The sequence below is a fragment of the Sphingomonas sp. UNC305MFCol5.2 genome (assembly GCF_000712135.1).
Classification (GTDB): domain Bacteria; phylum Pseudomonadota; class Alphaproteobacteria; order Sphingomonadales; family Sphingomonadaceae; genus Sphingomonas.
In genome coordinates this window covers 158,267-183,150 of the sequence record NZ_JOOE01000002.1, presented here as the reverse complement: position 1 = coordinate 183,150, position 24,884 = coordinate 158,267, and the positions used below count along the sequence as shown (strand labels likewise).

General features: G+C 66.0%; 23 protein-coding genes. 14 read left to right on the top strand and 9 right to left on the bottom strand.

Annotated features, from left to right (window positions below):
- Positions 1-3 precede the first annotated feature (3 nt).
- The 4 genes from BR78_RS0108110 to BR78_RS0108095 all read right to left on the bottom strand — a co-directional run bounded on the left by BR78_RS0108110 (position 4) and on the right by BR78_RS0108095 (position 5,485).
- Positions 4-1,065 (bottom strand): PepSY-associated TM helix domain-containing protein, encoded by a 1,062-nt coding sequence (locus tag BR78_RS0108110; RefSeq protein ID WP_025559996.1) that lies wholly within the window; start codon positions 1,063-1,065, stop codon positions 4-6.
- Positions 1,066-1,078: 13 nt separating this feature from the next.
- The gene (locus BR78_RS0108105) at positions 1,079-3,298 is read right to left on the bottom strand and encodes a TonB-dependent receptor (RefSeq protein ID WP_025559995.1); all 2,220 of its coding nucleotides are present in this window, start codon (positions 3,296-3,298) and stop codon (positions 1,079-1,081) included.
- 306 nt (positions 3,299-3,604) lie between these two features.
- Positions 3,605-4,558, bottom strand: a complete 954-nt coding sequence (locus BR78_RS0108100; protein WP_025559994.1) for an amidohydrolase family protein — start codon at positions 4,556-4,558, stop codon at positions 3,605-3,607.
- Positions 4,559-4,660: 102 nt separating this feature from the next.
- Positions 4,661-5,485, bottom strand: coding sequence for a helix-turn-helix domain-containing protein (locus tag BR78_RS0108095; RefSeq protein WP_025559993.1), 825 nt, complete (start codon positions 5,483-5,485; stop codon positions 4,661-4,663).
- Between the two features lie 169 nt (positions 5,486-5,654).
- Here BR78_RS0108095 and BR78_RS22310 point away from each other — a divergent pair, with 169 nt between their 5' ends.
- Complete coding sequence (locus BR78_RS22310; protein ID WP_029725033.1) at positions 5,655-5,999, top strand: hypothetical protein; 345 nt, start codon at positions 5,655-5,657, stop codon at positions 5,997-5,999.
- A 280-nt stretch (positions 6,000-6,279) separates the two neighbouring features.
- Here BR78_RS22310 and BR78_RS0108080 read toward each other — a convergent pair whose 3' ends face one another.
- The gene (locus BR78_RS0108080) at positions 6,280-6,753 is read right to left on the bottom strand and encodes an Lrp/AsnC family transcriptional regulator (protein WP_025559989.1); all 474 of its coding nucleotides are present in this window, start codon (positions 6,751-6,753) and stop codon (positions 6,280-6,282) included.
- 98 nt (positions 6,754-6,851) lie between these two features.
- Here BR78_RS0108080 and putA point away from each other — a divergent pair, with 98 nt between their 5' ends.
- The 11 genes from putA (at position 6,852) to BR78_RS0108025 (ending at position 19,599) form a co-directional block, all read left to right on the top strand.
- Positions 6,852-10,469, top strand: coding sequence for a trifunctional transcriptional regulator/proline dehydrogenase/L-glutamate gamma-semialdehyde dehydrogenase (gene putA / locus BR78_RS0108075; RefSeq protein WP_025559988.1), 3,618 nt, complete (start codon positions 6,852-6,854; stop codon positions 10,467-10,469).
- Between the two features lie 571 nt (positions 10,470-11,040).
- Complete coding sequence (locus BR78_RS0108070; protein ID WP_025559987.1) at positions 11,041-11,604, top strand: hypothetical protein; 564 nt, start codon at positions 11,041-11,043, stop codon at positions 11,602-11,604.
- Positions 11,605-11,728: 124 nt separating this feature from the next.
- On the top strand, positions 11,729-12,310 hold the full coding sequence (locus BR78_RS20445) for a hypothetical protein (protein WP_025559986.1): 582 nt from the start codon (positions 11,729-11,731) through the stop codon (positions 12,308-12,310).
- Positions 12,311-12,334: 24 nt separating this feature from the next.
- Positions 12,335-12,898 carry a hypothetical protein gene (locus BR78_RS0108060; protein ID WP_025559985.1) on the top strand — a complete coding sequence of 188 codons (564 nt, stop codon included), beginning with the start codon at positions 12,335-12,337 and terminating at the stop codon, positions 12,896-12,898.
- A 13-nt stretch (positions 12,899-12,911) separates the two neighbouring features.
- Positions 12,912-13,496, top strand: coding sequence for a hypothetical protein (locus tag BR78_RS0108055; RefSeq protein ID WP_025559984.1), 585 nt, complete (start codon positions 12,912-12,914; stop codon positions 13,494-13,496).
- On the top strand, positions 13,496-14,059 hold the full coding sequence (locus BR78_RS0108050; RefSeq protein WP_025559983.1) for a hypothetical protein: 564 nt from the start codon (positions 13,496-13,498) through the stop codon (positions 14,057-14,059). The genes BR78_RS0108055 and BR78_RS0108050 overlap by 1 nt, the downstream gene beginning before the upstream one ends.
- A 97-nt stretch (positions 14,060-14,156) precedes the next feature.
- The gene (locus tag BR78_RS0108045) at positions 14,157-14,660 is read left to right on the top strand and encodes a hypothetical protein (protein WP_025559982.1); all 504 of its coding nucleotides are present in this window, start codon (positions 14,157-14,159) and stop codon (positions 14,658-14,660) included.
- On the top strand, positions 14,660-15,232 hold the full coding sequence (locus BR78_RS0108040) for a spore coat protein U domain-containing protein (RefSeq protein WP_025559981.1): 573 nt from the start codon (positions 14,660-14,662) through the stop codon (positions 15,230-15,232). The genes BR78_RS0108045 and BR78_RS0108040 overlap by 1 nt, the downstream gene beginning before the upstream one ends.
- Positions 15,233-15,252: 20 nt before the next feature.
- Complete coding sequence (locus BR78_RS0108035; RefSeq protein ID WP_049811444.1) at positions 15,253-16,008, top strand: fimbrial biogenesis chaperone; 756 nt, start codon at positions 15,253-15,255, stop codon at positions 16,006-16,008.
- A complete protein-coding gene (locus BR78_RS0108030) occupies positions 15,983-18,538 on the top strand; it encodes a fimbrial biogenesis outer membrane usher protein (protein ID WP_197021331.1) in 2,556 nt (851 codons plus the stop codon). The genes BR78_RS0108035 and BR78_RS0108030 overlap by 26 nt, the downstream gene beginning before the upstream one ends.
- Positions 18,539-18,540: 2 nt before the next feature.
- Positions 18,541-19,599, top strand: coding sequence for a hypothetical protein (locus BR78_RS0108025; protein ID WP_197021330.1), 1,059 nt, complete (start codon positions 18,541-18,543; stop codon positions 19,597-19,599).
- Here the strand turns inward: BR78_RS0108025 and BR78_RS0108020 are convergent.
- A complete protein-coding gene (locus BR78_RS0108020) occupies positions 19,594-20,019 on the bottom strand; it encodes a hypothetical protein (RefSeq protein ID WP_025559977.1) in 426 nt (141 codons plus the stop codon). The two genes, BR78_RS0108025 and BR78_RS0108020, sit on opposite strands and share 6 nt — an antisense overlap.
- On the opposite strand from BR78_RS0108020, the gene BR78_RS0108015 reads away from it, so the two are divergent.
- A complete protein-coding gene (locus tag BR78_RS0108015; protein ID WP_156022270.1) occupies positions 19,970-21,982 on the top strand; it encodes a sensor histidine kinase in 2,013 nt (670 codons plus the stop codon). The two genes, BR78_RS0108020 and BR78_RS0108015, sit on opposite strands and share 50 nt — an antisense overlap.
- Entirely contained in the window at positions 21,960-22,589 is a 630-nt protein-coding gene (locus BR78_RS0108010; protein ID WP_029725027.1) for a response regulator, read from the top strand. The genes BR78_RS0108015 and BR78_RS0108010 overlap by 23 nt, the downstream gene beginning before the upstream one ends.
- On the opposite strand, the gene BR78_RS0108005 is transcribed toward BR78_RS0108010, so the two are convergent.
- From BR78_RS0108005 to BR78_RS20895, 3 genes are read right to left on the bottom strand one after another with little or no spacing between them, the layout of a single operon-like run.
- The gene (locus BR78_RS0108005) at positions 22,523-23,122 is read right to left on the bottom strand and encodes an A24 family peptidase (RefSeq protein WP_025559974.1); all 600 of its coding nucleotides are present in this window, start codon (positions 23,120-23,122) and stop codon (positions 22,523-22,525) included. The two genes, BR78_RS0108010 and BR78_RS0108005, sit on opposite strands and share 67 nt — an antisense overlap.
- Complete coding sequence (locus BR78_RS21655; RefSeq protein ID WP_025559973.1) at positions 23,122-23,937, bottom strand: hypothetical protein; 816 nt, start codon at positions 23,935-23,937, stop codon at positions 23,122-23,124. Before BR78_RS21655 ends, BR78_RS0108005 begins: the two co-directional genes overlap by 1 nt.
- A complete protein-coding gene (locus tag BR78_RS20895) occupies positions 23,934-24,884 on the bottom strand; it encodes a LytR C-terminal domain-containing protein (protein WP_025559972.1) in 951 nt (316 codons plus the stop codon). Before BR78_RS20895 ends, BR78_RS21655 begins: the two co-directional genes overlap by 4 nt.

Genomic DNA, 24,884 nt, shown 5'->3' with positions numbered 1-24,884 from the left:
CGATCAGCGGGGACGTTTCGGCCGGGGCCGTCTGAACCAGAAGGTCCAGACGGTCAGGCTGCCGAGCAGCATCAGCGCGAGGCCGGAGACCGTCGTCACCAGCCGCCAGGCGAGGCCGCCGATCCTGGCCGCGTGGAGCGGATAGGCGCCGTTGAAGACCTGCGTCCCCGCAGGCAGCGCCAGCGCGTCGGTCGCGGCGAGCAGACGGCCGTCGGCGGCGTCGAAGGCGAGCGTCGAGCGGCCGTTGGGCAGCCATTCGGCGGCGCGCTTCATCCGGATCGCGATCGGATCGCCGGGCTTGCGGGGCAATGCGAGGAGGCGGATCTGCGCATCGGGGAACCGGGCGTGCGCCGCGGCGATGATCGCGCGCCAGTCCAGGTGCGCGGCGAGCGGACCGCCTTTCACCTTGGCCGGCGCATTCGCCGCGAGCGCCGCGCCGGGCGCGCCAAAGGGCGCGATCACGATGGCCGCGAACGGCTTGAAGATCAGCATCGTGCCGGTGACCGCCGATAGCAGCAGCAATGGCGCCATGACGATGCCGAAATCGCGGTGCTGCATCACGATCGCCGGCCGGCTCAGCCTTCTGGGCCAGAGCCTGAAACTGAATGTCCGCCGCGTCCGCCACCACAGAACCGAACCCGTGACGACGAACAATATCGCCGCGAGCCCGGCGATGCCGATGATCGTCTCGCCGACGTCGCCGCTGAAGAGATGGTGATGGAGATCGAAGATCCAGAGCTCGGGCCGTTCCCACTGGCTCTGCCAGCGCGTGACCACATTGCCGGCCTGATCGGCATAGGCGCCCGCGCCCTTGGGCAGGCGCAGCTGGTGCAGCCCGAAGCGATCATTGGCGTAGATGATCGACTGGGCCCTGGGCTCGGCGGCGAGCAGCTTCTCGGTCACGGCGCCGATGACCGCCGGATCGGCGATCCGCGCATCGCCGGCGTGGGGCAGCAGCAGCCAGCTCTCCTTGTGGACGAGAATCGCGCCGGTCAGGCCCATGACCGCCAGCACCAGGCCGAGGATTCCCCCCGTCCAGCGGTGGATCAGATCGAGCAGCTTCATCGGTGCCCTCTGCTCAAAACCGATAGTCCCAGCCGAGCGTGAACGCGCGGCCGCGCCCGGCGAAGTAGCTGAGATTGTCGGTCGGCAGGCGGGTGTCCGAGCTGTAATCGATATAGTGCTTGTCGAAGAGGTTCGACACGCTGAACGTCAGCCCGCCCAAAGCAGTCTGATAGCGCAGATACGCATCGGTGAGCGTGTAGCCGCCGAAATCGTTCATGAAGAGCTTCTGCGGGTGCGCCGGATTGGCGTCGTCGATCGCGCGGGCTCCGCCGTCGAAGCGGCGCGACAGGAAGAACTGCGTCTGCACCCGCGCGCTGAACGGCCCGCTGGAATAATCGGCGGCGAGATTGACCCGGTCGGGCGAGATGTTGGTCCCGTCGAGATCGGTATCGACCTTGCCGTCGGGCACGATGTCGCTGTCGTAGCGGCCGTCGAGATGGGCATAGCCGACATTCACGCGCAGCCCGTCGATCGGCAGCCTGACGCCGAGATTGACCTCCAGCCCCTGGATTTCGACGCGCAGGCGCTGGACGTCGAAGATCCCGCCCGGATTGGCGATGAGCAATTGGCCCTTGTCGCTCGACGACCAGAAATAGGTGACCGAGCCGTCGAGCGGCCCGCGTTTCACTTCGAGGCCGATCTCGCGGTTGTTCGAAACGATCGGGGCGATATCGAGGAAATTGTCGATATCGACGCCGGCGGTGCCCACGGCGCGGGTGATCCGGCCGATATCGGGGACGGTGAAGCCCTCGGCATAGCTCGCATACGCGCGCATGCCCGGGATCGGCTCGAGGATCACGCCGCCATTCAGCAGGGCGTCGGAGAAGGTCGGCGAACCGCCCGCCACCGATACGCCGCCATAGGTCGCGGGATTGTTGTTGCGGAACGTGGTCGACGCCAGCGTGTGGTAATCGTCGACGGTGATCTTCACATTCTCGTAGCGCACGCCGCCGGCGAGGCGCAGCTTCTTGTCGAACAAGGCGAGATTGGCCTGGACGAAGGGCGCGAGGCTGCGGAAATCGGTGGGCGGCACCCAGACGCGATTGGTGGCGATCAGCCGCTGCTCTGTGCTGTCGGTCAGCGCATCGAAGCCGAGCGTGGTGGTGAGCGCCTCGAAGCCGGGCACGGCGCGCTCGTAGCTGAGCTTGCCGCCCAGCTTGCGCGAGCGGTTCTCGGACTGGTCGAACAAGGTGCCGGCCGGCGCGATCGTCGGATCCTGGAAAGTCGCGATCGGCGCGATTTCGCCGCCGAACGTGTCGTGCGTCCGGTTGAAGAAGATCTGGCTGACGAGATTGCCGCCCCAGAGCGCAGTGTCGGTATAGGAAAGCGCGACGCTCTCGGTGCGGCTCCTGGCGGGGATGCCCGGCGGATCGCCGCGCACGGCGCTGGTGGTCACGCCGGTCGCGCGGTTGCCGGGAACCGCGATATAATCGCCGTCGCCCTTGAGCTCGAAACGGCTGGCGATCAGATCGAACCGGCCGGTTTCGCCGACCTGATAGCCGAGCCGGGCGAACAGCGAGAGCGTGTTCGAATCCTGCGTCTCGCCCTGGGTGAGGTTGAGGCCGACACGGCGGCCGTCGCCGTCGTAGAACACGCCGCGCTTCTCGTACGCCGCGCCCACCGTCGCATCGAAGCGACCGGCCTTGTACTGGACGAGACCCGCCGCCTTGCCGCCGAGCCCGTCGCCGCGGAAATCATTGTCGGCGGTACCCTGGAGGAGGACGCGGCCGCCAAACCCCTCCTGCGCGGGTGCGCCGACCGTCACTTGATTGACGATGCCGCCGGTGCCGCCGATGCCCTGCAGCGCGTTCGAACCGTAGATCAGCTCGACTCGATCGACGAAGAAGCCGTCGATGGTGAAGCCGTCGCGGCTGCCGTCGCGCAAGGGAGTCGATTGGGGAATTCCGTTGATCGCGTAGAGCGGCGAGCGGCCGCGCAGCGTCTCGCCTGCGCCCGACAGCTTCTGGCGGGTAGGGGAGAAGGACGGAGTGAGGTTCGCCACGGCATCGGTGACCGAGCCCGAGATCGCGATCTGCTGATCGAGCGTCTTCTTGTCGATCACGTCGATGGTGAGCGGCAATGCATTGGGCGGGAGGATCGTGCGCGCCGCGGTGACGACGATTTCGTCGCCATCGGCCGGCGTATCGGGGGCCGCATCCTGCGCGAACGCCGCGCAGGGCATGGTTGCGACCAGCGCAAACAGGGGCAGCGAAAAATGTGAGCGACGCGACATGGTGTTCCCCCGCCTGCTCGGCCGCATGCCGACAGGTGTGTTGCGGGGCGCCTAGCAGCGGCGATTATATACTGCAAGTCAGTCGCAATAAGAGGCGATCGTGTCAGGTCGAGGCTTCATATTCAAAAAATGAAGCGCGTCATCCCCCGCGAAAGCGGGGACCCATCTCCTGAGCGAGCGGCAAAACGCACCGGTGCGCTTGTGGAAACTGTGGGAGATGGGTCCCCGCTTTCGCGGGGATGACGAAAGAGGGCAGCCTGTTAGCCAAGAATCAAGAGTTTAGATGGGCTCTCAACCAGGCGCTGCTCACACGTCCTTCAGTTTGTAGAAGCGGACGGCATTGTTGTAGAAAATGTCGCGCTTCTGCTCCTCGGTCAGGAACGCAGCGGACTCGATCCCCTCGATGGCGAGGCCGATCCCGTCCGGCCAGTACATGTGGTCCGAGCCGAACATGATGCGCTTTCCGAAACCCGCTTCCACCAGCTTGCGCAGATAATCGTGGAAATGCGCGCGGGGCAGGAGCCAGTCGGTGGCTCCGGTATCGACGTTCACATTGGGATAGAGCATCAACATGGCCATGGTGTCGTCGAGATACGGCCAGCCGCAATGCATCAGGTTCAGCCGCAATTTCGGGTGACGATTCAGCGCCTCCTCGACATTTTCCGGATTGCCGAAGCGCGCCCGGGCGGGCCGGCAGCAGGGATCGAAGGTGGTGCCTTCGGGCATCGTGCCGGTGTGGAGCGCCACCGGTATGTCGAGTTCCTCCGCCATCGCCAGATACGGATCATATTTCGGATCGCTCAGCGACAGGCCCGCATATTGCGAAGTGACTTCGCCGAGCACTTGCAGCTTTCCTTCGACAAAGGCCTTCCGGAGCGATTCGAGGGGCGGCAACGGGATTTCGTCGGATCCGCGAATGCCCGCGCCCACGACGAAGCGGCCCGGGTCCCGATCGTGCCAGTCGATGGCGGCCTGCAGCCGATCGCCGTCGCCGCCGCTGACGATGCCCTTCACGACATTGTGCCGCTTCATCTCGGCGATGCAGGCCGACAGATGGTCGGCGCCGTTGCGGATCGGGCTCTTCACGCCGCTGATCGGATTGACGATCGGATTGGGAAACGGCGTCGCCGCCGGATAGGCGTGCATATGGACGTCGATGATCGGCCGGCCCTGCGCGGACGCGAACCCTGCGCCCGGCAAGGTGATGACGGCGGCGGCGCTCGCGCCGACCTTCAGCAAGTCTCTTCGGCCGAAATGCATTCCCGTCCCTCCAACTACCGGTGCTCGGACATCGACTATCGCGACTGTTGCGTTCGCGAAATTACCTGGAAGGTCGTTGGCGCATTGCGGCTGCGGAAGCGGCTAGAGCATCTCGCCGGCCGCGAGCCGGATGCAGACCGAGGCGGTCCGTTCGTCGGCCGGAAAGGCGCAGTCGATCTGGAGCTCGTCCAGCGTCACGTCGAACGGGGCGGCGAAGGTCGTGATCGTCTCGAAGAAGCGCAGCGGCCCCGCCGGACTGCGGAAATCGAGCGTGAGCACCGGTTCGATCTCGCTGCCGATCCCGCGGAAACGCCATTCCTGCGGCACGTCGGGATAGCCGAGCAGTTCGTTCAGCAGCGCGTGTCCGTAGTCATCGCCGGGCGTGATCGCGAGATGATCGTGCAGCCGCCGCAGGAAGCCCGAGGCGACCGCGGGCCAGTTGAGGATCACCGGGCGGAAATCCTCGGGATCGAAGATCTGGCGCAGCAGATTGGCGTGACGGCTCTCCCGCCCCTGCATCACGAAGCGGTTGATGTTCATTGCGCCGTCATTCCCGCCCAGCACGTCGAAATGGCGGTTCAGGACGAAGGCCGGATAGGGATTCTGATGGCGCAGGATCAGGTCGACCGCGTCACGCATCCGCTCCAGCGCGGGCGTCGCCAGTTCGCGCTCGGCATATTGCGGCGCGTAGCCGGCGGCGAGCAGCAATACGTTGCGCTCGCGCAAGGGCAGCGAAAGCGCATCGGCGAAGCGGCCGATCGCGTCGCGCGACGGCTGCGCCTTGCCCGTCTCGACGAAGCCGAGATGGCGGGCGGACATGCCGCATTCGAGCGCCATGTCGAGCTGGCTCATGCGCCGCGCGGCGCGCCATTCGCGCAGCAACAGGCCGACCGGGGGATAAGGAGTCTTGTCGCGGGTTTCCGGCATGATGATTCCTGGTGCGGGCAGAGGGCGATGAGCGCCTCGGCGGCCGCGCCGTCAAGACCCTGCCGTATCTCCTGCCCTGACCGGGAGGGATGGGGAGCATTAGGCGCCCTGCTGCGTTGACGATCCGGACGCGCGCGCCGCGTTCGGAAACCGTGTCAGGAGAAGCCCGATGAAGCGCATCGCATTGGCGGCCATCCTCGCCGCAACCGGTGGCGTCGCCGTCGCCCAGGATATGCCGCAGCAGACTCCGCCCGCGACGACGACGGCTCCGGAAACGCCGTCGCCGGCGACGACCACGCCCGACCCGAACACGCCCCCGGCCGATCCCAAGACGGGAACCACCGGTTCGGGCACGACCAGCCTGGCGTCCGATCCGGAGCCCGCGGCTCCGGCGGCCGCGGCACCCGCGGCACCCGCACCCGCGACCGCTGTCCCCGCACCGGCCGCAGCGCGCGACTATCCGCCCTGCTCCCGGACCGTGAAGGACCAGTGCCGCCAGCGGGGTGGCCGCTAGGCGCGGCCATGGCTTAGTGGACGGGCAACGGTTCGTGACCCACCGGCAGGTGGTGCATGACCGCGTAGATATCGCGTCGGTCGACCGCCTGGCCGCACATCGGACACAGCTCGAAATGGACGAGCTCGCTGTCCCGGGAAACAGTATCCCGGCCCTGGCCGAGACCCACCGATCGTAAAATAGTCGCGTTAATCACCGGACCACCTTCGCATTAGCGTATTGTTTACCATTATAGGGGATGGCGGCGGGGCGTGTTCGCGCGATGCGAATTTTTCTTCACCTAGCCGCGGACCGCGTCGCGGATGGTTTCCATCGAGATGTAGGTCGAAGTGCTCGCGACGTGCGGCAGGCTGGATATGCGCTCGCCGAGCACGATGCGATATTTGCGGATGTCGGCGGTGCGGACCTTGAGCAGATAATCGAAGCTGCTCGCGATCATGTGGCATTCCTCGACCTCGGGAATGCGCCGGACCGCCGCGTTGAATTCCTCCAGCGCCTTTTCGCGCGTATCGGACAGCTTGACTTCGGCGAAGGCGACATGATCGAGCGCCAGCTTGGCGGGATCGATCAGCGCGGCGAAGCCGGTAATCACGCGGGTGTCGATCAGCCGCTTGAGCCGCTGCTGGCAGGGAGTCTTCGACAGGCCGATCCGCTGGGCCAACTCGGTGACGGTGATGCGCCCCTCCTCGCGCAGGATATCGAGGATCTTGCGGTCATAATCGTCCAGATCGACCGGCTTGGTGGTATTTTTCATGCAAATCGTCTTTTGAAGGCGGGAATGCTCGCCACAAGGATATCAGAAAGAGGCAAACTAAGACAGATCGTCTTCGTGGTGCATATTATATCCGCAGCATGCCGAACCGCCCAGTCTTTGCCGCCTTCGCGCCGCCGAGCCTTCCCCAGACGCCGCTACGTGTGGCGATCACCCAGGCGTATCGCCGCGCGGAGCCGGAGTGCATCGCTCCGCTGCTCGAGGTGGCGACGCTGCCCGAACCGGTGCGCGCCGATGCCGAGAGCACCGCGCGCGCGTTGATCGCGGCGCTGCGCAGGGAAGGCACCAAAAGCGGCGTCGAGGCGCTGGTGCAGGAATATACGCTGTCGAGCGAGGAGGGCGTCGCGTTGATGTGCCTCGCCGAGGCGCTGCTGCGCATCCCCGACGACGCCACGCGCGACGCGCTGATCCGCGACAAAATCGCCGATGGCGACTGGCGCGCGCATCTCGGCGGCAGCCGCTCGCTGTTCGTCAATGCGGCGACCTGGGGTCTGGTGGTCACCGGCAAGCTGGTCGACAGCGCCGACGACAAGGGGTTGGGCGCCGCGCTCACCCGGCTGATCGCGCGTGCCGGCGAACCGGTCATCCGCCGCGGCGTCGATCTGGCGATGCGGATGATGGGCGAGCAATTCATCACCGGCGAGACGATCGAGGAGGCGCTCAAGCGCGCGCGCAAGGAAGAGGCGCGGGGCTTCGGCTACAGCTACGACATGCTCGGAGAGGCGGCGGCGACCGCTGCCGATGCGGCGAACTATTTCGACGACTACGCCCGCGCCATCCATGCGATCGGCAAGGCGGCGGGCGGGCGCGGGATCTATGAAGGACCCGGCATCTCGATCAAGCTCTCGGCGCTTCATCCGCGCTACTCGCGCGCGCAGGCCGATCGAGTGATGGGAGAGCTGCTGCCGCGCGTGCAGGCGCTGGCGGCGCTGGCGAAGTCCTATGACATCGGGTTCAATATCGATGCCGAGGAAGCCGACCGGCTCGAACTCTCGCTCGATCTGCTCGAATCACTGGCGCTCGATCCGGCGCTCGCCGGCTGGAACGGGCTCGGCTTCGTGGTGCAGGCCTATGGCAAGCGTTGCCCGTTCGTGATCGACTGGATCACCGACCTTGCCCGACGCGCCGGCCGCCGGATAATGGTGCGGCTGGTCAAGGGCGCTTACTGGGACGCCGAGATCAAACGCGCGCAGGTCGACGGGCTTGCCGACTTCCCGGTCTATACCAAGAAGCTCCACACCGACGTGGCCTATATCGCCTGCGCGCGGAAACTGCTCGCGGCGAAGGACGTGATCTTCCCGCAATTCGCGACGCACAACGCGCTGACGCTGGCGACGATCTACCAGATGGCGGGACCCGGGTTCGCGGTGGGAGATTATGAATTCCAGTGCCTTCACGGAATGGGCGAGCCGCTCTATCGCCAGGTGGTGGGCGCCGAAGGGCTCGGACGTCCGTGCCGCATCTATGCGCCGGTGGGCACGCACGAGAAATTGCTGGCCTATCTGGTCCGCCGCCTGCTCGAGAACGGCGCCAATTCGTCGTTCGTCAATCGCGTCGCCGATCCGGCGGTGTCGATCGACGAACTTGTCGCCGATCCGGTCGTCGCGGTGCGCAATGCAGTCCGGCCGGGGGCGAAGCACGAAGCGATCGCACTGCCCGGCGATCTCTATCCCGACCGCCGCAATTCGACCGGGATCGACTTGTCGAACGAGAGTGCGCTCGCGGCGCTGACGCGCGAGCTGCAGGCGAGCGCTGCGACGCAATGGCGCGCCGCTCCCGAAACCGGGGAGGGGATCGAGCGCCCGGTGCGCAACCCGGCCGATCATCGCGACATCGTGGGCAGGGTAATCGAAGCCGACGCCGATGCGGCGCGTGCGGCGGCGACACGGGCCGCGGCATCTGCCTGGTCTTCGGTGCCGGTCGGCGAGCGCGCGGCGATGCTCGAGCGTGCGGCCAACGCGATGGAGGCGCGGATGCCGCTGCTGATGGGGCTGGCGATCCGCGAGGCCGGCAAATCGGCGGCGAATGCGGTCGCCGAAGTGCGCGAGGCAGTGGATTTCCTGCGCTATTATGCCGTGCAGGCGCGCGCGCTCGGCGCCGGCGCCCGGCCGCTGGGGCCGGTGGTCTGCATCAGCCCGTGGAACTTCCCGCTGGCGATCTTCACCGGACAGGTCGCCGCGGCGCTGGTCGCGGGCAATCCGGTGCTCGCCAAGCCGGCCGAGGAGACGCCGCTGATCGCCGCCGAAGCGGTGCGGCTGCTGCACGCGGCGGGAATACCCGCTGACGCGCTCCAGCTCCTGCCCGGCGATGGCGCGATCGGTGCGGCGTTGGTCGGGGCTCCCGAAACGGCGGGCGTGATGTTCACCGGTTCGACCGAAGTCGCCCGGCTGATCCAGAAGCAACTCGCCGAACGACTGTCGGCCGACGGCAAGCCCATCCCATTGATCGCCGAGACGGGCGGGCAGAATGCGATGATCGTCGATTCATCGGCGCTCGCCGAGCAGGTGGTGGCCGATGTCGTCGCTTCGGCCTTCGACAGCGCGGGGCAGCGTTGCTCGGCGTTGCGCATCCTGTGCCTACAGGAGGAAATCGCCGATCGAACGCTGACGATGCTCAAGGGGGCGCTCGCCGAGCTGCGCATCGGCAATACCGAACGGCTGGCGATCGATATCGGTCCGGTGATCACCGCCGAGGCCAAGGCCGGTATCGAGAAGCATATCGAGGCGATGCGCGCACGCGGGCACCGCGTGGAGCAGCAGGCGCTGCCGCCCGAGACCGCGCACGGCACCTTCGTCGCTCCGACGATCATCGAGCTCGCCGGCATCGCCGATCTGGAGCGCGAGGTGTTCGGCCCGGTGCTCCATGTGATCCGCTATGCCCGGGAAGATCTCGACGCACTGATCGATGCGATCAATGCCACCGGCTATGGACTCACTTTCGGGCTGCATACCCGGCTCGACGAGACGATCGCCGAAGTGACGTCGCGGATCGCGGCGGGCAATCTCTACATCAACCGCAACGTCATCGGCGCGATCGTGGGAGTCCAGCCGTTTGGCGGGCGCGGGCTTTCGGGCACCGGCCCCAAGGCCGGCGGGCCGCTGTATCTGCCGCGGCTGACCCGTGACCTCCCGCCGCCGACGCCGCAAGCGGATGCTATGCTCGATCCTGCCCTGGCCGATCTTGCCGATTGGCTCGACGCCAAAGGCGAGCAGCGCTCAGCGGCGCTCGCGCGGGGGATCGGCGCGGCATCGCCGCTCGGGCGCGAAATCGAGCTTCCGGGACCTGTCGGCGAGCGCAACCTCTATGCGCTGCACCCGCGCGGCACGATCCTGCTCGCGCCGAGGAGCCGCGAAGGATTGTTCCACCAGCTGGCCGCGAGCCTGGCCACCGGCAACCATGTCGTGGTCGATGGTGCTGCCGCGCTGCCGGCGGACCTACCGACAAGCGTGCGCGCGCGGATCCGCGGCGATGCGGGCGCGGTTTCGGCCGCGCTTGCCGAGGGGGACGGTGCCGAAGTCACGGCGCTGCTGACCGGGCTGGCGGAGCGGGAAGGCGCCATCGTCACCGTTCAGGCCGCTTCGACCGGGGCCTTGCGCGAGCCCGGTGCCTATCGTCTCGACCTGCTGGTCGAGGAGGTTTCGGTCTCGATCAACACCACTGCCGCCGGGGGCAATGCGAGCCTGATGATGCTGGGCTGACCGGCGCGCCGTTTGGCTGGGTGCCGCCGGCTTGTTCCACCGTTTCGGGCGACTCGGGGTGGAGATCTCCGAGTCGTTTGGCCGGCCTGGCTCGAGCCCGGCGACCGTGACACAGAAATGCCAGGAATCGTAATTTTATCCTAAGCTGGCGCCATTTTTCTGTTCGGCATCTTAACCCTTTTCATCTTGTCGGTCCCGCACCTCCCGACCCCAGCCGTTCCGAACTGTGGCAGTCGATCTGACGAATTCTTGGCTGCAACATGTAAGAACCGGCGAGATTTCCCGTTTAGTTAAACCTTAATACTACGTAGTAAAATGTTTGTCTCGTTCTTACACAAGTAATAACCCCGGTTTTCTGACTCGTTATAACCAAAGTTATACATATATATCGGACGGCTATAACTATTATTCTTTAGGCCGTTCGAATGGTTAATTAAAGGTTTAAAAAATCTTCTTGCGTTTCAGCAGGATGAATCGATCATTAGCCAATCGTTCATTTGCCTTGGGAGGGGCGGGAACTGTGATTGGCCGGTGTTCAATAGGCATATGTCTGTTCGCGATCGGTGTCGCCATGCTGCCGCATGCCGCCGCCGCGCAGACGGTGTATGCCGCCGGCCAGCCCGGTGTCGTGGGTGGCAACCGCCAGCTGCCGGTGCAGGTGACCGCGTCGGTCGGCGGGCATTGCGGGTTCGCGACGGGATCGGCGCCGTCGGGCAGCTACAATCAGCCCGACTTCGACGTCACCGGTTTCAGCCACGATTTCAGCTTTCAGCTCGATTGCACCGGCCCCTCGCGCGTTGCGGTGGTCTCGACCAACGGCGGGCTGCTGACCGGCGGATCGGTCACGCCGGGCTATGCCGCGCTGGCGCCCTATGACGTGTCGCTCAACCTGGTCGGCTCGTCGAGCACGGCGACCGGAACCTGCACCGTAGCGACATTGGCGGCCGCCGCGGCGGCGCCATGCGCGTTCCGCGGGCCGGTGAGCATGTCGCAAGGCCTTCTGCTCAATTCCACGTCGGTCAATCAGCCCGGCACGTATCTCCGCGTCAGCGCGCCCGCCTACAACGGCTCGAGCGCGCTGATCGGGGGCATCTATTCCGACACCTTAACGGTGACGGTGAGTGCGGCGTCATGACGGCGCCGTGCACAAAGCGGCTCTCCCGGCCATCGGGCAGCCGGTCGAATGTCAAAGGGGAGGGGGGCAGGTCGTCGACCGGGCTCACCGTCGGATTCAATCTGAATGGGGAAAAGGCAGTACAATGAACAAGCTTCTGATCGCGGCGCTCGGCGCCGGCACCATGCTCACCATCGCCGTGCCGGCTTCGGCCCAGACGGTGACGGGCACCGTCAACATCACCGGCAGCGTCGCGAACAAGTGCGCCGTCATACCCGGTTCGGGCAGCACCTTCACCAGCACGGTGGCGCTCGGCGAACTGGCCCAGGCGGACGGCACGATGGCGACCGACCTCGCCACGCGCTTCAACGCGTCGGGCCCTGCCACGCTCGCCTTCCGCGTCGTCTGCAACACGTCGAATCCGACCATCGCGGTCGACTCGACCCAGCTGACCACTGCGGGCGCCGCTTCGACCGGCTACGCGGCCCGGATCGACTATAACGCCAATGTCGCCGTCGCGCTCTCGCCGAGCGGTTCGACCACGGTGAGCAACGACAGCCGCAACGCGCCGACCGCGGCGACGCCGGCCGGTGGCCCGCTGGCCAACACCGGCGGCGCGAACGTGACCGTCACGGCCGACACCTTCGGCACGGCCAATCCGACCGACCTGCTCGTCGCGGGCTCGTACACCGGCAACATCTCGATCGTCATCGCGCCGGGCGCGTGATCGGCTTCATCGGAGCATAATGACATGAAGAACTCGATCCTTGCAGTCGCCGTGGTAGTCGCCGCGACTGCCGCCTTGCCCGCCGCCGCGCAGTCGGCGTCGGCGACGGGCACTGTCACGGTGAACGGTTCGGTCGCCGACCGCTGCCAGTTCACGACGCCATCCGCCGTCATCAATGCCGGCGAACTGGCGCTGCAGGGATCGGGATCGACCGCGGGCAAGCTGGATACCAGCAAGCTCGACGGCCAGACCCGCACATTGGTCGGCTGGTGCAACGGCACCGCCGCATCGATGAGCGTCGAGGCGCAGCCGCTGGTCGACACGACCTTTGTCGGTGCGGCCCCCACGGGCTTCGACAGCGTGGTCAATTATTCGGCGAGCGCGCTCGCCAACAGCGCGACGGCCTCCGACACCTCCATGACGGCTGGTGCCGGCACGGCCGTTCCGGTCGGCCTGTTCACCGGCAATGTCGTGGTGACCCTGGCGGGCTCTTCGTCGCCGACCGGCGGCATCCTCGTTGCGGGCAGCTATTCGGGCCAGGTCCTGGTCACGCTGACTCCCAACGTCAGCCTGCCGCTCTCGGATTGAGGAAACCAGGACCGTGAAGCGCTTGATCCTTCCACTGCTCGCCGCGATCGCCCTTCCGGGCATCGCGCATGGCCAGGCGGCGACGAATACCGCGACGGGTGACGTCGCGGTCGGGGGCAACGTCGCCCAGCTGTGCATGCTGGGCACGCCGACGCCGGCACCGGTCGATCTCGGCCAGCTGGCGACGACGTCGGGCACGCGCGTCGGCAGGATCGCCGTGATCGCGCCGCGCACCGTCATGCTCGCCGGCTCCTTCTGCAACTTCGCCGGTTCCGCGATCACGGTGACTGCGACCGCTCTGGTCAACACCGACGCGACGCCCGCGCCGGCGGGGTTCGCCCGCGCGGTGAACTACACGGCGGCGGTCACCAACTGGGCGTCGGGCGCGGCGACCGCGACCACGGGCGCCACCGCGGGCGGCGGAACGCCAAGCGCCTCGAGCGTCGGGGCCACGCAGGGGGCGCCGAGGATCGCCGATCTGACCGTCAACCTGTCCAATTTCACCGCACCGTCGGACGCATTGCTGACCGCCGGTTCCTATAGCGGCCTCGTCATCGTGACGCTCGGCCCGGCACCTACTTCAGGCGGAGGCTTGTGATGAGCATGCATCATCGACTGCTCGGACTGACGGCGCTCGCCGCTTTGTCCTGGGCAGGCACGGCATCGGCGCAGAGCGCGACCGACACCAAGAACTTCACCGTCACGGGCAACGTGCCGTCAATGTGCGTCGGGGGGATCGTGTCGGGCACCGGCTCGACCTTCGATCTCGGCGTGCTCATCGACATCAATACCGGCTTGCTGCGCACCGATCTGTCGGCGCCGCCCAAGATATTGGCGGGATCGTTCTGCAGCTCGCGCAGCACGATCACGGTCAACGCGACGCCGCTCGCGGCGCAGACCTTCACCAGCACGCCGCCCACGGGCTTCTCGCGCGCGGTCAACTATACCGCGACCGCAGCCGGCTGGACGACGACCGCGGCGAGCTTCGCGACGGGCGCGGCGACGAACCCCGCGGCGGTGCAGTCGCGACTCACGGCATTTTCGGGGGACATCACGGTGTCGATCGGCGGTTTCGCGACGGTAGGCGGCGCAACGCAGCGCCTCGTCGCGGACACCAACTATCAGGGCAACGTGACCGTCACTCTTGCGGTGGCCTCCTGAGATGAGCCGCTTGCCGCTCCTCGGATTGGTCTTGGTCGCCTGCGGTCTTCCCTGTGCACCCCCAACATCTGCGCAAACGACCGAGGCGGCCAAGACATTGCCGGTCACCGGCAACACCCCTCCCGTCTGCGCGGTGGGCGAGCCCAGGCTGCAATCGGGCAACCAGATCAATTTCCGCGGTCTTTCCGGCAATACGCTGCAGATCGATCGGATGGTGGATCCGGCGACTCTCGCGGTCAGCGCGGCTTCGGTCGATGTTCGCTTCGACGCGGTGTGCAACTATCCGCACCGCCTCCGCCTCGAATCGCAGAACAACGGCCTGTGGCCGACCTTGCAGCGCACCCAGGCACCCGCGCCCGGCTTCGCCTATGCGGTGCCGTATCGGGCGACGGTGACATGGGGCGACGTCAACGGCTTGCTCAACGCGGACGCGCAGGCGCGCCGCGTGACCGACCAGCGCTTCAACATCGATCAGGCGACGGCCGGCCAAATCGACCTGCGCCTGGCAATCGCACCCGGAGCGTCGAATGTTCGCGACAACGCTCCCATCCTGGCTGGTGACTATTCGGACACCATCCGGCTTTTCGTGGAGCCGCGCTGATGCTTCGTCCATCCCTTTTCGTGGCAGCCCTGGCGATCGGCACCGGCGCACAGGCACAGGAAGTCGCGATCGGCCAGGGCCGGCTCGAGATTGCCGGGCAGGCGCCTGCCGCCTGCGTGCTCAACGCGCCGGTCGTGTCGAGCGCGCAGAACGCAGCCTTCGCGTCAACCGGCGCAGCCAGCGGCGAGATCCGCATCGTTCAGCTCGGCGATCCCCAGACGGCGCAACCGCGCGCGGCGGCGATCGACCTTGCGCTGCCGGTGATCTGCAACGCGCCGCACCGGCTGACCATCACCAGCGCTAACGGCGGGCTGCTGCGCGATGGCGGCAATGCCCGCAACCGACAGTCGCCGACCGGCTTCGGCGAACTGCTCGGCTTCCAGATCAACGCGACCTGGGCGGGGCAGACGAGCAGCGTATTGACCACCACCAGCAGCACGCTGGTGATCAACAGCGCCAATGGCGGCGCCGGCGATATGGACCTGAACATCGTCGTTCCGCCGGGGGGCGGGGCGCTCGTTGCCGGTCGGTATGCCGATACAGTGACGGTGCAGTTTCAAGCAGCAAACTAGCGTATATTGGAGGGGGCAAAGTGAAGCGTATTCGATCATTGCTGGCGGGGGCGGCGCTGACGGGGCTGCTCATCTTTCCGCAACAGCTCGCCGTCGCGATGACGGTGCAGCCGGTCATCCTCAACCTGACCTTGTCGGGTAGCGGGATGGCGCAGCTCATCACCGTCGAAAACACTTTCGCGACGCCGCTGCCGGTGGAATTGCGCGTCCAGGCGCTCGATTTCGACCAGAACGGGATCAAGGAAACCGGCAAGGATCCCGGCGATCTGCTGATCTTCCCGCCGCAGGCGATGATCCAGCCCGGCCAGACCCAGTCGTTCCGCGTGCAATATGTCGGCGATCCCGATCTGAAGACCAGCAAGCATTATTACGTCACGGTCGCGCAGTTGCCCGTGAAACTGCCTGCCGGCCAGTCGGCGATCCAGATCCTCTACAATTTCCAGGTGCTGGTGAGCATCGCGCCCAACGGCGTGAAGCCGGCAATCAAGGTGCAGAGCGCCGAGGTCGGACGCAACGAACAGGGCAAGCCGATCCCGGTGGTGACGCTGACCAACGCCTCGACGGCCTACGGATATCTGTCCAACGGCCGCCTGCGGATCATCGAAAAAGATACGGCCGGCAAGGAAGTGTTCCGGCGAACCTTGTCCGGGCCCGAAACGCAACAGACGATCGGCTTCGGCCTCGTCGGTGCGAACCAGACGCGGCGCATGGCGCTGCCGATCGAGTTGCCGGTGGATGGGGGCAGCGTAGATGTCAGCTTCACACCAGAGAGCTGAGCAGGGCCAGCATCGCCCGCACCGCCTGTGGATCCTGATGCTTGCGGGGACGAGCATCGCAGCGTTCTGCACGCCGGCGCGCGCTTCGGATCAACAGGGTGTGGTTCCACAGGCGCAGGAACGGCGCGTCACGCTGGACGCTCCGATATCCCCGGCCAACGCGCCACAGACCAATCTCAACCCGACCGGCCGGGACATCGTCCTGACCGTGCCGGTCAAGGATGGGGGTGTCTATCTCGGCGACATTCCGCTGACGGTGACTGCCGACAGCAAGCTGGAATTGCCGGCGCAGCGTCTGCTCGACCTTCTCTCGAACGTCCTGAACCAGACCGCCTTCACTGCGCTGCAATCGAGCCTGTCGACCAAGGCCGTGCTGACCCCCGCCGATTTCGCGGGTGCGGGAGTCGTGATCCGCTACAATCCGCAGACGCTGGAGCTCAACCTCGAGATCGCAGCCGAGCGCCGGGCGTCGCGATCGCTTCAGGTCAGCCCGCTCGACCGGACGCGGGTGGGCAATTTCGCGCCACCCGCCGCGTGGAGCGCCTACCTCAACATCCGCGGCTCCGAGGACTATATCCACGCGGGCGGCGACAAGGGCTTCGCTTCTCCGATCTTTTCGCTCGATGGTGCGATGCGGATCGGCGGCGTGGTCGCCGAGGGCGAGGGGATCTGGCAGCCGGGCGCCAATGGCGTGGACTTCCAGCGGCTCGGCTCGCGGTTCGTCTATGACGACGAGAAGAATCTGGTGCGCTGGACCGCGGGCGACCTCCAGACGGTGTCGCGCGGCTTCCAGTCGGCCCCGGACATCGCGGGCCTGTCGATCTTCCGCTCGTACAGCGTCCTCCAGCCGCAGCAGCTGATCCGCCCGCGCGGCGACCGCAGCTTCCAGCTCAGCCGGCCCTCGACCGTCGAGGTCCAGGTCAACGGCCAGATCGTTCGCCGCCTCCAGCTCGCGCCGGGCACCTACGACCTGCGCGACTTCCCGTTCACGCAGGGCGCGAACGACATCCGGCTGTCGGTGCTCGACGATACCGGCCGTACCGACCTGTTGCGGTTCAACCTGTTCCTCGACCAGTCGCAACTGGCAAAGGGATTGAGCGAGTTCGGCCTTTATGCCGGTGTGCTCAATCCGCTCGGGCCGCATGGGCCGCATTATACCGACAATCTGGCCTTCACCGGTTTCTACCGCCGCGGCATCAGCGATTTCCTCACACTGGGCGTGAACGCCCAGGCCGACGAGCACTCGCAAATGGGTGGTGTCGAAGCCGTGGTGGCGACGCCGGTCGGCACCTTTGCCGGCAATGTCTCGCTGTCGACGGTCAAGGGCCTCGGCACCGGACGGGCGATCTCCGCGACATTCCAGCGGCTGATCCAGCGTTCGGGCGGCCAGGCGGACTCGCTCAACCTGTTCGTCGAATCGCGCAGCCGGAACTTCTCGCCGGTGGGCGTCTTCCTGCCCACCAACGCGTTCAGCTACGAACTCGGCGGCGGCTATTCGCATGCGTTCGACGAGCGGCTTTATGCCGGCGTCGACGGGCGTTTCTCGAAAGGCCGCGGGCTTCAGCGCGATCTCCAGAGCTATCGCCTGACCACCGGCTATCGCATCTCGTCGACTGCGACGCTGACCGCCGATGCACGTTGGGACAGGGACAATAGCGGATCGCGCTTCGGCGGGCTGTTGTCGCTGGTCGTGCGATTTGGCCGCTATTCGACCGGGCGTGTCGATTATGACTCGCGCGCGAACCGCACCCGGGCGTCGTATCAGACGCTCTATGGTTCGGGCGTCGGATCGTACAATTTCACCGCCGATGTCGAACGCAGCGACAATGGTTCGGGGGTCAATTTCAACGGCAATTACTACACCAACCGCGCCGAACTGGGGATTGGCCATTTCGGCACGTTCGAAAACACCTTCGGCGCCGTGACCAGCCAGCGCACCTCGTTCCGCTTCGGCACTTCGATTGCGGTTGCCGATGGCGCGGTGTCGATCGGCCGGCCGATCTACGACAGTTTCGCGATCGTCCAGCCGTACAAGAAGATCCGGGACACCAACATCGTCGTGTCGCCGTCTCCGTTCGGATATACCGCGAATACGGGCATGCTGCGTGCCGCAACCGAGCCCAGCCTGAGCTCGTACGCCGAACGCTCGATCTCGGTGAACGCGCCCAACGCGAAGCCGGGCCTCGATCTGGGCACGGGGTCATTCCGCCTGCTGCCGCCCTACCGCAGCGGCTACAAGCTCGTCGTGGGCTCGGCCTATTCGGTCACGGCGATCGGCAGGTTGCTCGACATCGACGGCGAGCCGGTATCGTTGGTCACGGGCTCCGCGACCGAGCTTGCGCATCCCGAGCGGCCGCCGACCACCGTCTTCACCAACCGCGAAGGCCGGTTCGGCATCGGCGGCCTCGCGCCGGGCAAGTGGCGGATCGAGATGCTCGACGACAAGAAATCGGTCTTCGAAATCAACATTCCCGACGGTGCCGACGGACTGATCCGCATCGACACGATCAAAGCGATTAAAGGGCAGTAATGATGGCCAGGTCTCTGTTTCGACGCGCAATATTGGTGGCAGCGGTCGCCGCTGCCTCGCTGCCGAGCGGCGCATGGGCGGCCGGGCGATGCGGCCTGGTCACGGTCAGCGGCGGCACCGCCAACCTCACTTATGATCCGTTCAGCGGCAACAACACGACGATCAACCTCGCCGGCGTCCAGCTGTCGCGCGTCAACGGAGCTGGCGGCGAGAAGACCGCGAACATCGAATTCTACGTGAAGGGCACAACCGCCGCGCAGAACGGGACGGTGCTGATCCCAACGAGCGCGACCGGGTCCGGCATGGGCGGTCCGACGGGTGGCAACATCTTCTTCGGCACCAACCAGACGCCGCCGATCCTCAACATCAACAGCGGCAGCCCGGCCACGGGCGTGTTTCGCTGGGCGTTCTCGGGCAACAACGCCGCGTCGGACGTCTTCACGCTCAACCTGCAGATCCAGCTGCCGGCCAATCTCAACCTGAACGCAGGGACGACGCTGCCGTTCGACATCGTCTACAGCTGCAACGGGACGGGCGGCGGCGGTCCGTTCACCGATACCGGCACCGTGTCGAACGCGCTGGTGGTCAATGTGACCGTGCTCAGCGGGCTGCAGGCGAGCTATGTCGGTTCGGTGCTCGATTTCGGCGAAGTCGGCAATGTGACGACCGCCCAGGTCACGTCGGCTCCGGCCACCTATACGACTCCGAACACCAACTATATCCGCGTCGCCAGCTCGGGTCCCTATTCGGTCGAGATGTCGTCGCAGAACAATTACAAGCTGACCTTCGCCGGCGGATCGCTCGGCAATCCCCTGCAGACGCTCAATTACCAGGCGCAGTTCCTCGGGCAGACGCGCTCGACCGCAAGCCCCACCTTTTCGACGGTGACTTGCGTGCGTGCCGGAACCGATGCGGCATCGGGCATCCTGCCGATCCGCGCGACGTTGCTCGAGGGCGGGCAGGGCAAGACGCCCGCCTCGGTCTACAACGACATCCTCACCGTCACCGTGACGCCGCTGCTGTCGACCGTACCGTCGCAGCAGAATTGTCCGGCGTTATAGTGCGACGACGCGGAACGAAATGGAGCCCGACTGGACATCGGTCGGGAGATCGAGACTCACCGAACGCGCCACGATGCCGGCACGATTGGACTTGCTGACCCGGGTCGAACCTGCGTTGCCCAGCGGCACTTTCTTGCCGTCGACCAGCAGGCTCGCCTTCGCCAGGTTCGGCGAATAATCGGCATAGACTTCATAGCCGTTGGGATTGTTGCAGAACTCGTTGAGCGAACCCAGCGACACCTGACCCGGCTGGGTCGGCACGGCCGTCGCGTCGACCGTCGCGCGGCAGATCACGGGTACGAAACCGCTGATGCCGATCGAATACTGAGCCGAACCGACACCAACATGCGGATCGACGGCCTGCGCACCCGTGGCAACGCAGGTCATCGCCGCAGCAATGACAAAAGCAACCTTCTTCATGTCCGCATTCCTTCAAATTACGGAATACGTATCGCACCGACGTGTGAAGATGCGGTCGTCCGGCATGGTTAAGCCGCTGATAATCTTCGCGTGCGGCTCGAGAGGCCCCGATCGAGCGTGGTGCCGAACCCTTGTCGCAGCAGCATGGTCGGCCTGTGGAAACTACTGGTTTGTGCCCCTCCGCCGGCCATGCGACACCCTTTGTGTGGAAATTGGCGCGCCTCGGGGGTTCGGCTGGTTGAGCGGACTGAGGGCCGCGACCGTCCGATTGTGGACGCGGGACCTGGGGACCGCCGCAGCGCGCGATGTCGCGGGGGCGACGCGGCTGTTGCTGGCGATCGTGTCGCTGGATTTCCCGTTCCGGTTCGGCGCCGGGAACGCCATCTGGTCGAATCCGGAGCAGATCGCGCTTGCCGGCTATATGCTCATCGCGGCCGGCACGCTGTTCGGGCGGTTCATTTCCTGGAAGCTCGATGTGCGTCTGCGCCCGATTGCGTGGAGCGCCGACCAGCTGATCTGCCTGCTGATGCTGCTCGCTTATCCGCAGGCGATCGGACTCTATCTGCCCTTCGTGATCTTCGCTCTGGGCGTTTCGCTCAGCCGGTCGCCGGTCGTCTTGGTCGCGCTCGACTATCTGCTGTTTGCCGCCGTCATCCTCTTTCACAATCGTCTCGCGGATGCCCTGCCGGGAGTCGGTGCGGCGAGCGACGAGGCCTTGCGCCTGCAATTCACCTTGGTGACCCTGGTGGGCGCTGCCATCCTGGCGTTCAGGGCCAGCCAGGCGGGCGCCGCGGTGGGTGACCGCTGGAACGAGGAATTGCTCGGCACGAGCATTCAGGCGCGGACGCTCCCCATCGCGGGCATGGCAACGAAACTGTCCGAACGGTTCGGCGTGTCGGAGATGCTGATCTGCTGGCGGCGCGCGGTGGATCGGATACCGGAATGCTACCGGTTCAGCGACGGCGAGTTGTCGAACGTCGAGCTCGACCCCGCTTTGCTCGAGCGGATGCTCGCGCCCGACAGAAGCGGCGAGGGGTTCATCCGGGATCCGGACAGCGGAAGCGCGCTGGTCGATGCGAAACTCCGGCTGGGGCCGACCGTGCGTATGATCCCGGCGGGGTTCTTGCCGGCCCCGGAGGCCGCGGCGAGCGGGATCGTCGCCGCTTTGCCGATCCGGACCGGAGCGTTCACCGGATATATCTATCTGCTGGATTTTCCCCGAATTTCGGAATTGAGGCTCAGCCAGGTCGTCGCTGCCTCGCGCGCGGTGAGTGCGACGCTCGATCGCTATCTGATGTTCGAGGCGTGGCGCGAACGGGCATTCGCCAACGCCCGGCTCGACCTGAGCCGCGACATGCACGACAGCGTGCTGCAAACGCTTGGCGGGCTCCGCATGCAAGTGGCGTCGCTCATCAAGGACAAGGATCTGCCCGTCGCGGCGAGGACCAGGCGGCTCGAATCGCTGCAATCGATCATCGCCGCCGAACAGGCGTGCCTGCGCGAGCTCGTCACCGACGCCAATTTGCCGATCGGCGAAAAGATCGACCTTGCCAGCCATCTGGCGCAGCGCGCGGAATTGCTGTCGCGGCAATGGGCGATCAGCTGCACGCTCACCACGGATCCGGCCTCGCTCTGGGTGTCTCCGGATGTCGCGGTCGAAGTCGAGTTTCTCGTCCGCGAGGCGGTGTCCAATGCCGTCCAGCACGCCGAATCGTCGAGCGTGAACGTCGTGGCCGCGCTGCGCGACGACGCCTTATTCATCACGCTGAAGAGTGACGGCGCCACGGTTCTGGCATCGGAGACTGGCGGGTCGAGTGTCGAGGGAGTGAAATCACGATCGCTGGCCCGGCGATTGAACGCGCTCAACGGTCGCGCTTACGCCGACCCCATGGAGCGCGGCGTTCTGCTGTCCATGCGAATTCCACTGGAGGCAATGGTCGATGTCCCGACTGCTGATCGTTGACGACCATCCGATCTTTCTCGAGGGGCTGAACCAGTTCCTCGAGACCAACGATCATTACGTCGAATCGACGGCCCGAACGCCCAGCGCGGCTTTGCGGATCGTCGAACAGGGTACGATCGACATGCTGATCATCGACGTCTGCATGTCCGAAGGCGGCGGGCTGCATGTGCTGCGGACGATGCGCGCCGGCGGGAACCGTCTGCCGGTCATCTTCCTGACGGTCGGCCTGAAGCCGGTGGAGACGATGGAGGCGGTCCAGCTCGGCGTGAACGGGATCGTCCTGAAGCACAGCGATCCGGAAAATCTGCTGACCTGCATCGAGGCAGTGAAGCGCGGCGATACCTGGATCGACCCGACGATCCTCGAGAGCGCGCTCCGGCGCAGCCTGTCTGCACACACCTTGCCGGTCTTGCCGAAATATAATCTCACGCGGCGGCAGGAGGAGATCGTGCGGCTGGTCGGCGAGGGGCTGCGCAACCGCGAGATCGCCCATCGCTGTGGCCTGACCGAGGGAACGGTCAAGCTTCACCTCCATCGGATCTATGCGATCCTGGGCATCCAGTCGCGCGCCCAGCTGATCATGATGCTCGCCGCGGAATCGCTCTGACCCGTCGTCGCGCCGATCCGTGACGGCTGCTGGTACCAGGGTACGGGCTGCGGGCTGATCTGGCCGTTCAGGATGGCGAGCAGCGCGCCGCCGGCGATCGCCACGCCATAGGGGATGGGTCCTCGCGCCTTCAGGCTGGGAATATTGCCCTCGCTGGTCAGGCGGGCGGGGACGATCCGGCGCAGGAGGATGAACAGGATGCTCAGCAGCGCCCCGCCGATCGCCACGAACAGGAACAGCGCGGCAGCTCCCCTGAAATCGAACCACAAGGCGATCGCCGCGAGCAACTTGACGTCACCGCCGCCGAGCCAGCCCCGCGAAAAGAGCAGCGCGCCGCCGAAAAAGGTCACGAGCAGGATGACTGCGTTTTGCCAGAGGGTGGGAGTCCAGCCGACATCATAGATCCACAGCGGAAACAACAGGATGATCGCGATCGGGAACAGGTTGGGTATCCTCAGTTTCCAGATGTCCACCGCCGCCGCGAGCATCAGCAACAGGCAGAGCGCGGTCGTCACGAAGCTGCCGGCCGACATCACCGGGCGTCCAGTCGCGCGAGGTTGGCAGCCGCAATGGCCTGAAAGACGGGACTGGCGGCGACGGCCATCGTCAGCCATTTGCGCGCATCGTCGCCGCGTCCGGCGAGCATGGCGGCGTACCCGGCATTGTTGAGCCGTTCGGCCCAGCGCGACATGCTGTCTCCCGAGCGGCGCACCGGCATCCGGCCGAGCGAGCCGGCGGCGATATCGAGATTGTTCGCGATGAGCACGTCATGGGGAGCCCTGGCACGCGCGCGCGCCAGGAGGGGCTCTGCTTCGGCGAAGCGGCGTTGCCTGATCAGCGACGCGGCGACATTGTTGAGTAATGCGGGCTGGTCGCCTCCGCTCGCCATCGCGCGGGCGTAAGCGGCATCGCTGTCGCGCCAGCGCGCTTTGGCATCATAGGCGAAGCCGAGCGCGGACCAGGCCTTCCAGTCCGCGGCACATGTTCCAGTCGCGCTTTCGAGATGCCCGATCGCAAGATCGGCGTCGCCCAGATCGGACTCGGCCATGCCGAGCCCCAGCAGCACGCGACAATCGCCGGGCATGCGCAATGCGAGCGCGCCGAAGCCCTGCCGCGCATCCTGATCGCGGCCCTGGGCAAGTGCCAGTTGGCCGCGCAATATCTCCAGCTCGGTCGTCGCTTCGCCGGTTTGCGGCGGTGTCGTCCGGGCAAGCATGAGTTCGGCCTGCACCAATCGGCCCGATCGAATCGCCGCCGCGATCAGCGGAATGTCGTCGGCCGGCCTGGCTTCGGCGGCAGCGGCAATCACCAAGACGCCGAGCAGGATCACGCGCAAAAGGGCGATCATCTTCGTTTCAGCCGGGCATCGAAGCTCACGGCATTACCGCCGACGAACAGCTGAAGCCGACCGGCACGCGAGGAAGGATAGAGCCGCGTGCGGAACGGAAGCGCGCGTGCAAGGCGGCGCGCCGCATCGCCCGAGCCGACTGGAAACACGATCCTGCTTTCACCAAGCCGGACGGCGCTGTTGCCCGTATCGACCCGCGACCAGCCGCGGCTGCCGAGAAAGATCTGAATGCGTCGCGCTATTCCCTGCCGCCCGGCGGCGTTGACGATCCGCGTCGGCAACAAGGCGGGCGGAGTCGGCGGCGCGGCGGCCACGGGATCGCGCCGGACGGCGCCATAGGAAGTCGCAACGGTATCGGGAGGCAGGACAAGCCTGACTTCGGCCGCCGACGACCGTTCGAGCCTGACGTTCCGCGTTACCGCGCCGGACGGCGCTGCCGGGACGATTGCCTGGCTCGCGGCAACCACGGGAGCCGATATCGCTGGCGGATGTACGTCGATTGCGGCGATCCCGGCATTTGGCGCATCCTGCGCAAGCATCGCGCGCATGTCGACGTCGAGCAGGTCGGCGTCGAAATTCTTCCCCTGCGACCGCAGCGATTTACCGTAGGCCGTGTAGATTTCCGGATCGCGCGGCGCCAGCGCCAGCGCCTGCTGGAAATAGCGGTCGCTGAGATCGAAGCGCTGCAGACGATCATAGGCGATCGCGAGGCCCTCGACCGCTTTGGCATCCTCCGGATTGGCGGAGAGATAACGGCGATAGGTTTCGATCCCGAGCCCGTAGTTGCCGTTCGCGACGAAGCGCTGCGCTGCTGCCAGCGAAACCTCCGACTTGCCAGTGAATCGCGTCCCTTCGGGCAAGGCAAGTCCGCCTTTGGGACCCATGCAGCCGTTGACGGCCAGCAGGATGCCGCACAGCGCCAGGCGCGATATGATTCCCCGACGCAT

Excerpts from the sequence above, each read along its gene's own strand:
- BR78_RS20895 (WP_025559972.1), bottom strand. The coding sequence starts at position 24,884 with ATGCGTCGGGGAATCATATCGCGCCTGGCGCTGTGCGGCATCCTGCTG.
- BR78_RS0108025 (WP_197021330.1), top strand. The coding sequence starts at position 18,541 with ATGGCCAGGTCTCTGTTTCGACGCGCAATATTGGTGGCAGCGGTCGCC.
- BR78_RS0108010 (WP_029725027.1), top strand. The coding sequence starts at position 21,960 with ATGTCCCGACTGCTGATCGTTGACGACCATCCGATCTTTCTCGAGGGG.
- BR78_RS0108005 (WP_025559974.1), bottom strand. The coding sequence starts at position 23,122 with ATGTCGGCCGGCAGCTTCGTGACGACCGCGCTCTGCCTGTTGCTGATG.
- BR78_RS0108110 (WP_025559996.1), bottom strand. The coding sequence starts at position 1,065 with ATGAAGCTGCTCGATCTGATCCACCGCTGGACGGGGGGAATCCTCGGC.
- BR78_RS20445 (WP_025559986.1), top strand. The coding sequence starts at position 11,729 with ATGAACAAGCTTCTGATCGCGGCGCTCGGCGCCGGCACCATGCTCACC.
- BR78_RS0108050 (WP_025559983.1), top strand. The coding sequence starts at position 13,496 with ATGAGCATGCATCATCGACTGCTCGGACTGACGGCGCTCGCCGCTTTG.
- BR78_RS0108105 (WP_025559995.1), bottom strand. The coding sequence starts at position 3,298 with ATGTCGCGTCGCTCACATTTTTCGCTGCCCCTGTTTGCGCTGGTCGCA.
- BR78_RS0108095 (WP_025559993.1), bottom strand. The coding sequence starts at position 5,485 with ATGCCGGAAACCCGCGACAAGACTCCTTATCCCCCGGTCGGCCTGTTG.
- BR78_RS0108080 (WP_025559989.1), bottom strand. The coding sequence starts at position 6,753 with ATGAAAAATACCACCAAGCCGGTCGATCTGGACGATTATGACCGCAAG.
- BR78_RS22310 (WP_029725033.1), top strand. The coding sequence starts at position 5,655 with ATGAAGCGCATCGCATTGGCGGCCATCCTCGCCGCAACCGGTGGCGTC.
- BR78_RS0108070 (WP_025559987.1), top strand. The coding sequence starts at position 11,041 with ATGCTGCCGCATGCCGCCGCCGCGCAGACGGTGTATGCCGCCGGCCAG.
- BR78_RS0108060 (WP_025559985.1), top strand. The coding sequence starts at position 12,335 with ATGAAGAACTCGATCCTTGCAGTCGCCGTGGTAGTCGCCGCGACTGCC.
- BR78_RS0108020 (WP_025559977.1), bottom strand. The coding sequence starts at position 20,019 with ATGAAGAAGGTTGCTTTTGTCATTGCTGCGGCGATGACCTGCGTTGCC.
- BR78_RS0108040 (WP_025559981.1), top strand. The coding sequence starts at position 14,660 with ATGCTTCGTCCATCCCTTTTCGTGGCAGCCCTGGCGATCGGCACCGGC.
- putA (WP_025559988.1), top strand. The coding sequence starts at position 6,852 with ATGCCGAACCGCCCAGTCTTTGCCGCCTTCGCGCCGCCGAGCCTTCCC.
- BR78_RS0108100 (WP_025559994.1), bottom strand. The coding sequence starts at position 4,558 with ATGCATTTCGGCCGAAGAGACTTGCTGAAGGTCGGCGCGAGCGCCGCC.
- BR78_RS21655 (WP_025559973.1), bottom strand. The coding sequence starts at position 23,937 with ATGATCGCCCTTTTGCGCGTGATCCTGCTCGGCGTCTTGGTGATTGCC.
- BR78_RS0108030 (WP_197021331.1), top strand. The coding sequence starts at position 15,983 with ATGTCAGCTTCACACCAGAGAGCTGAGCAGGGCCAGCATCGCCCGCAC.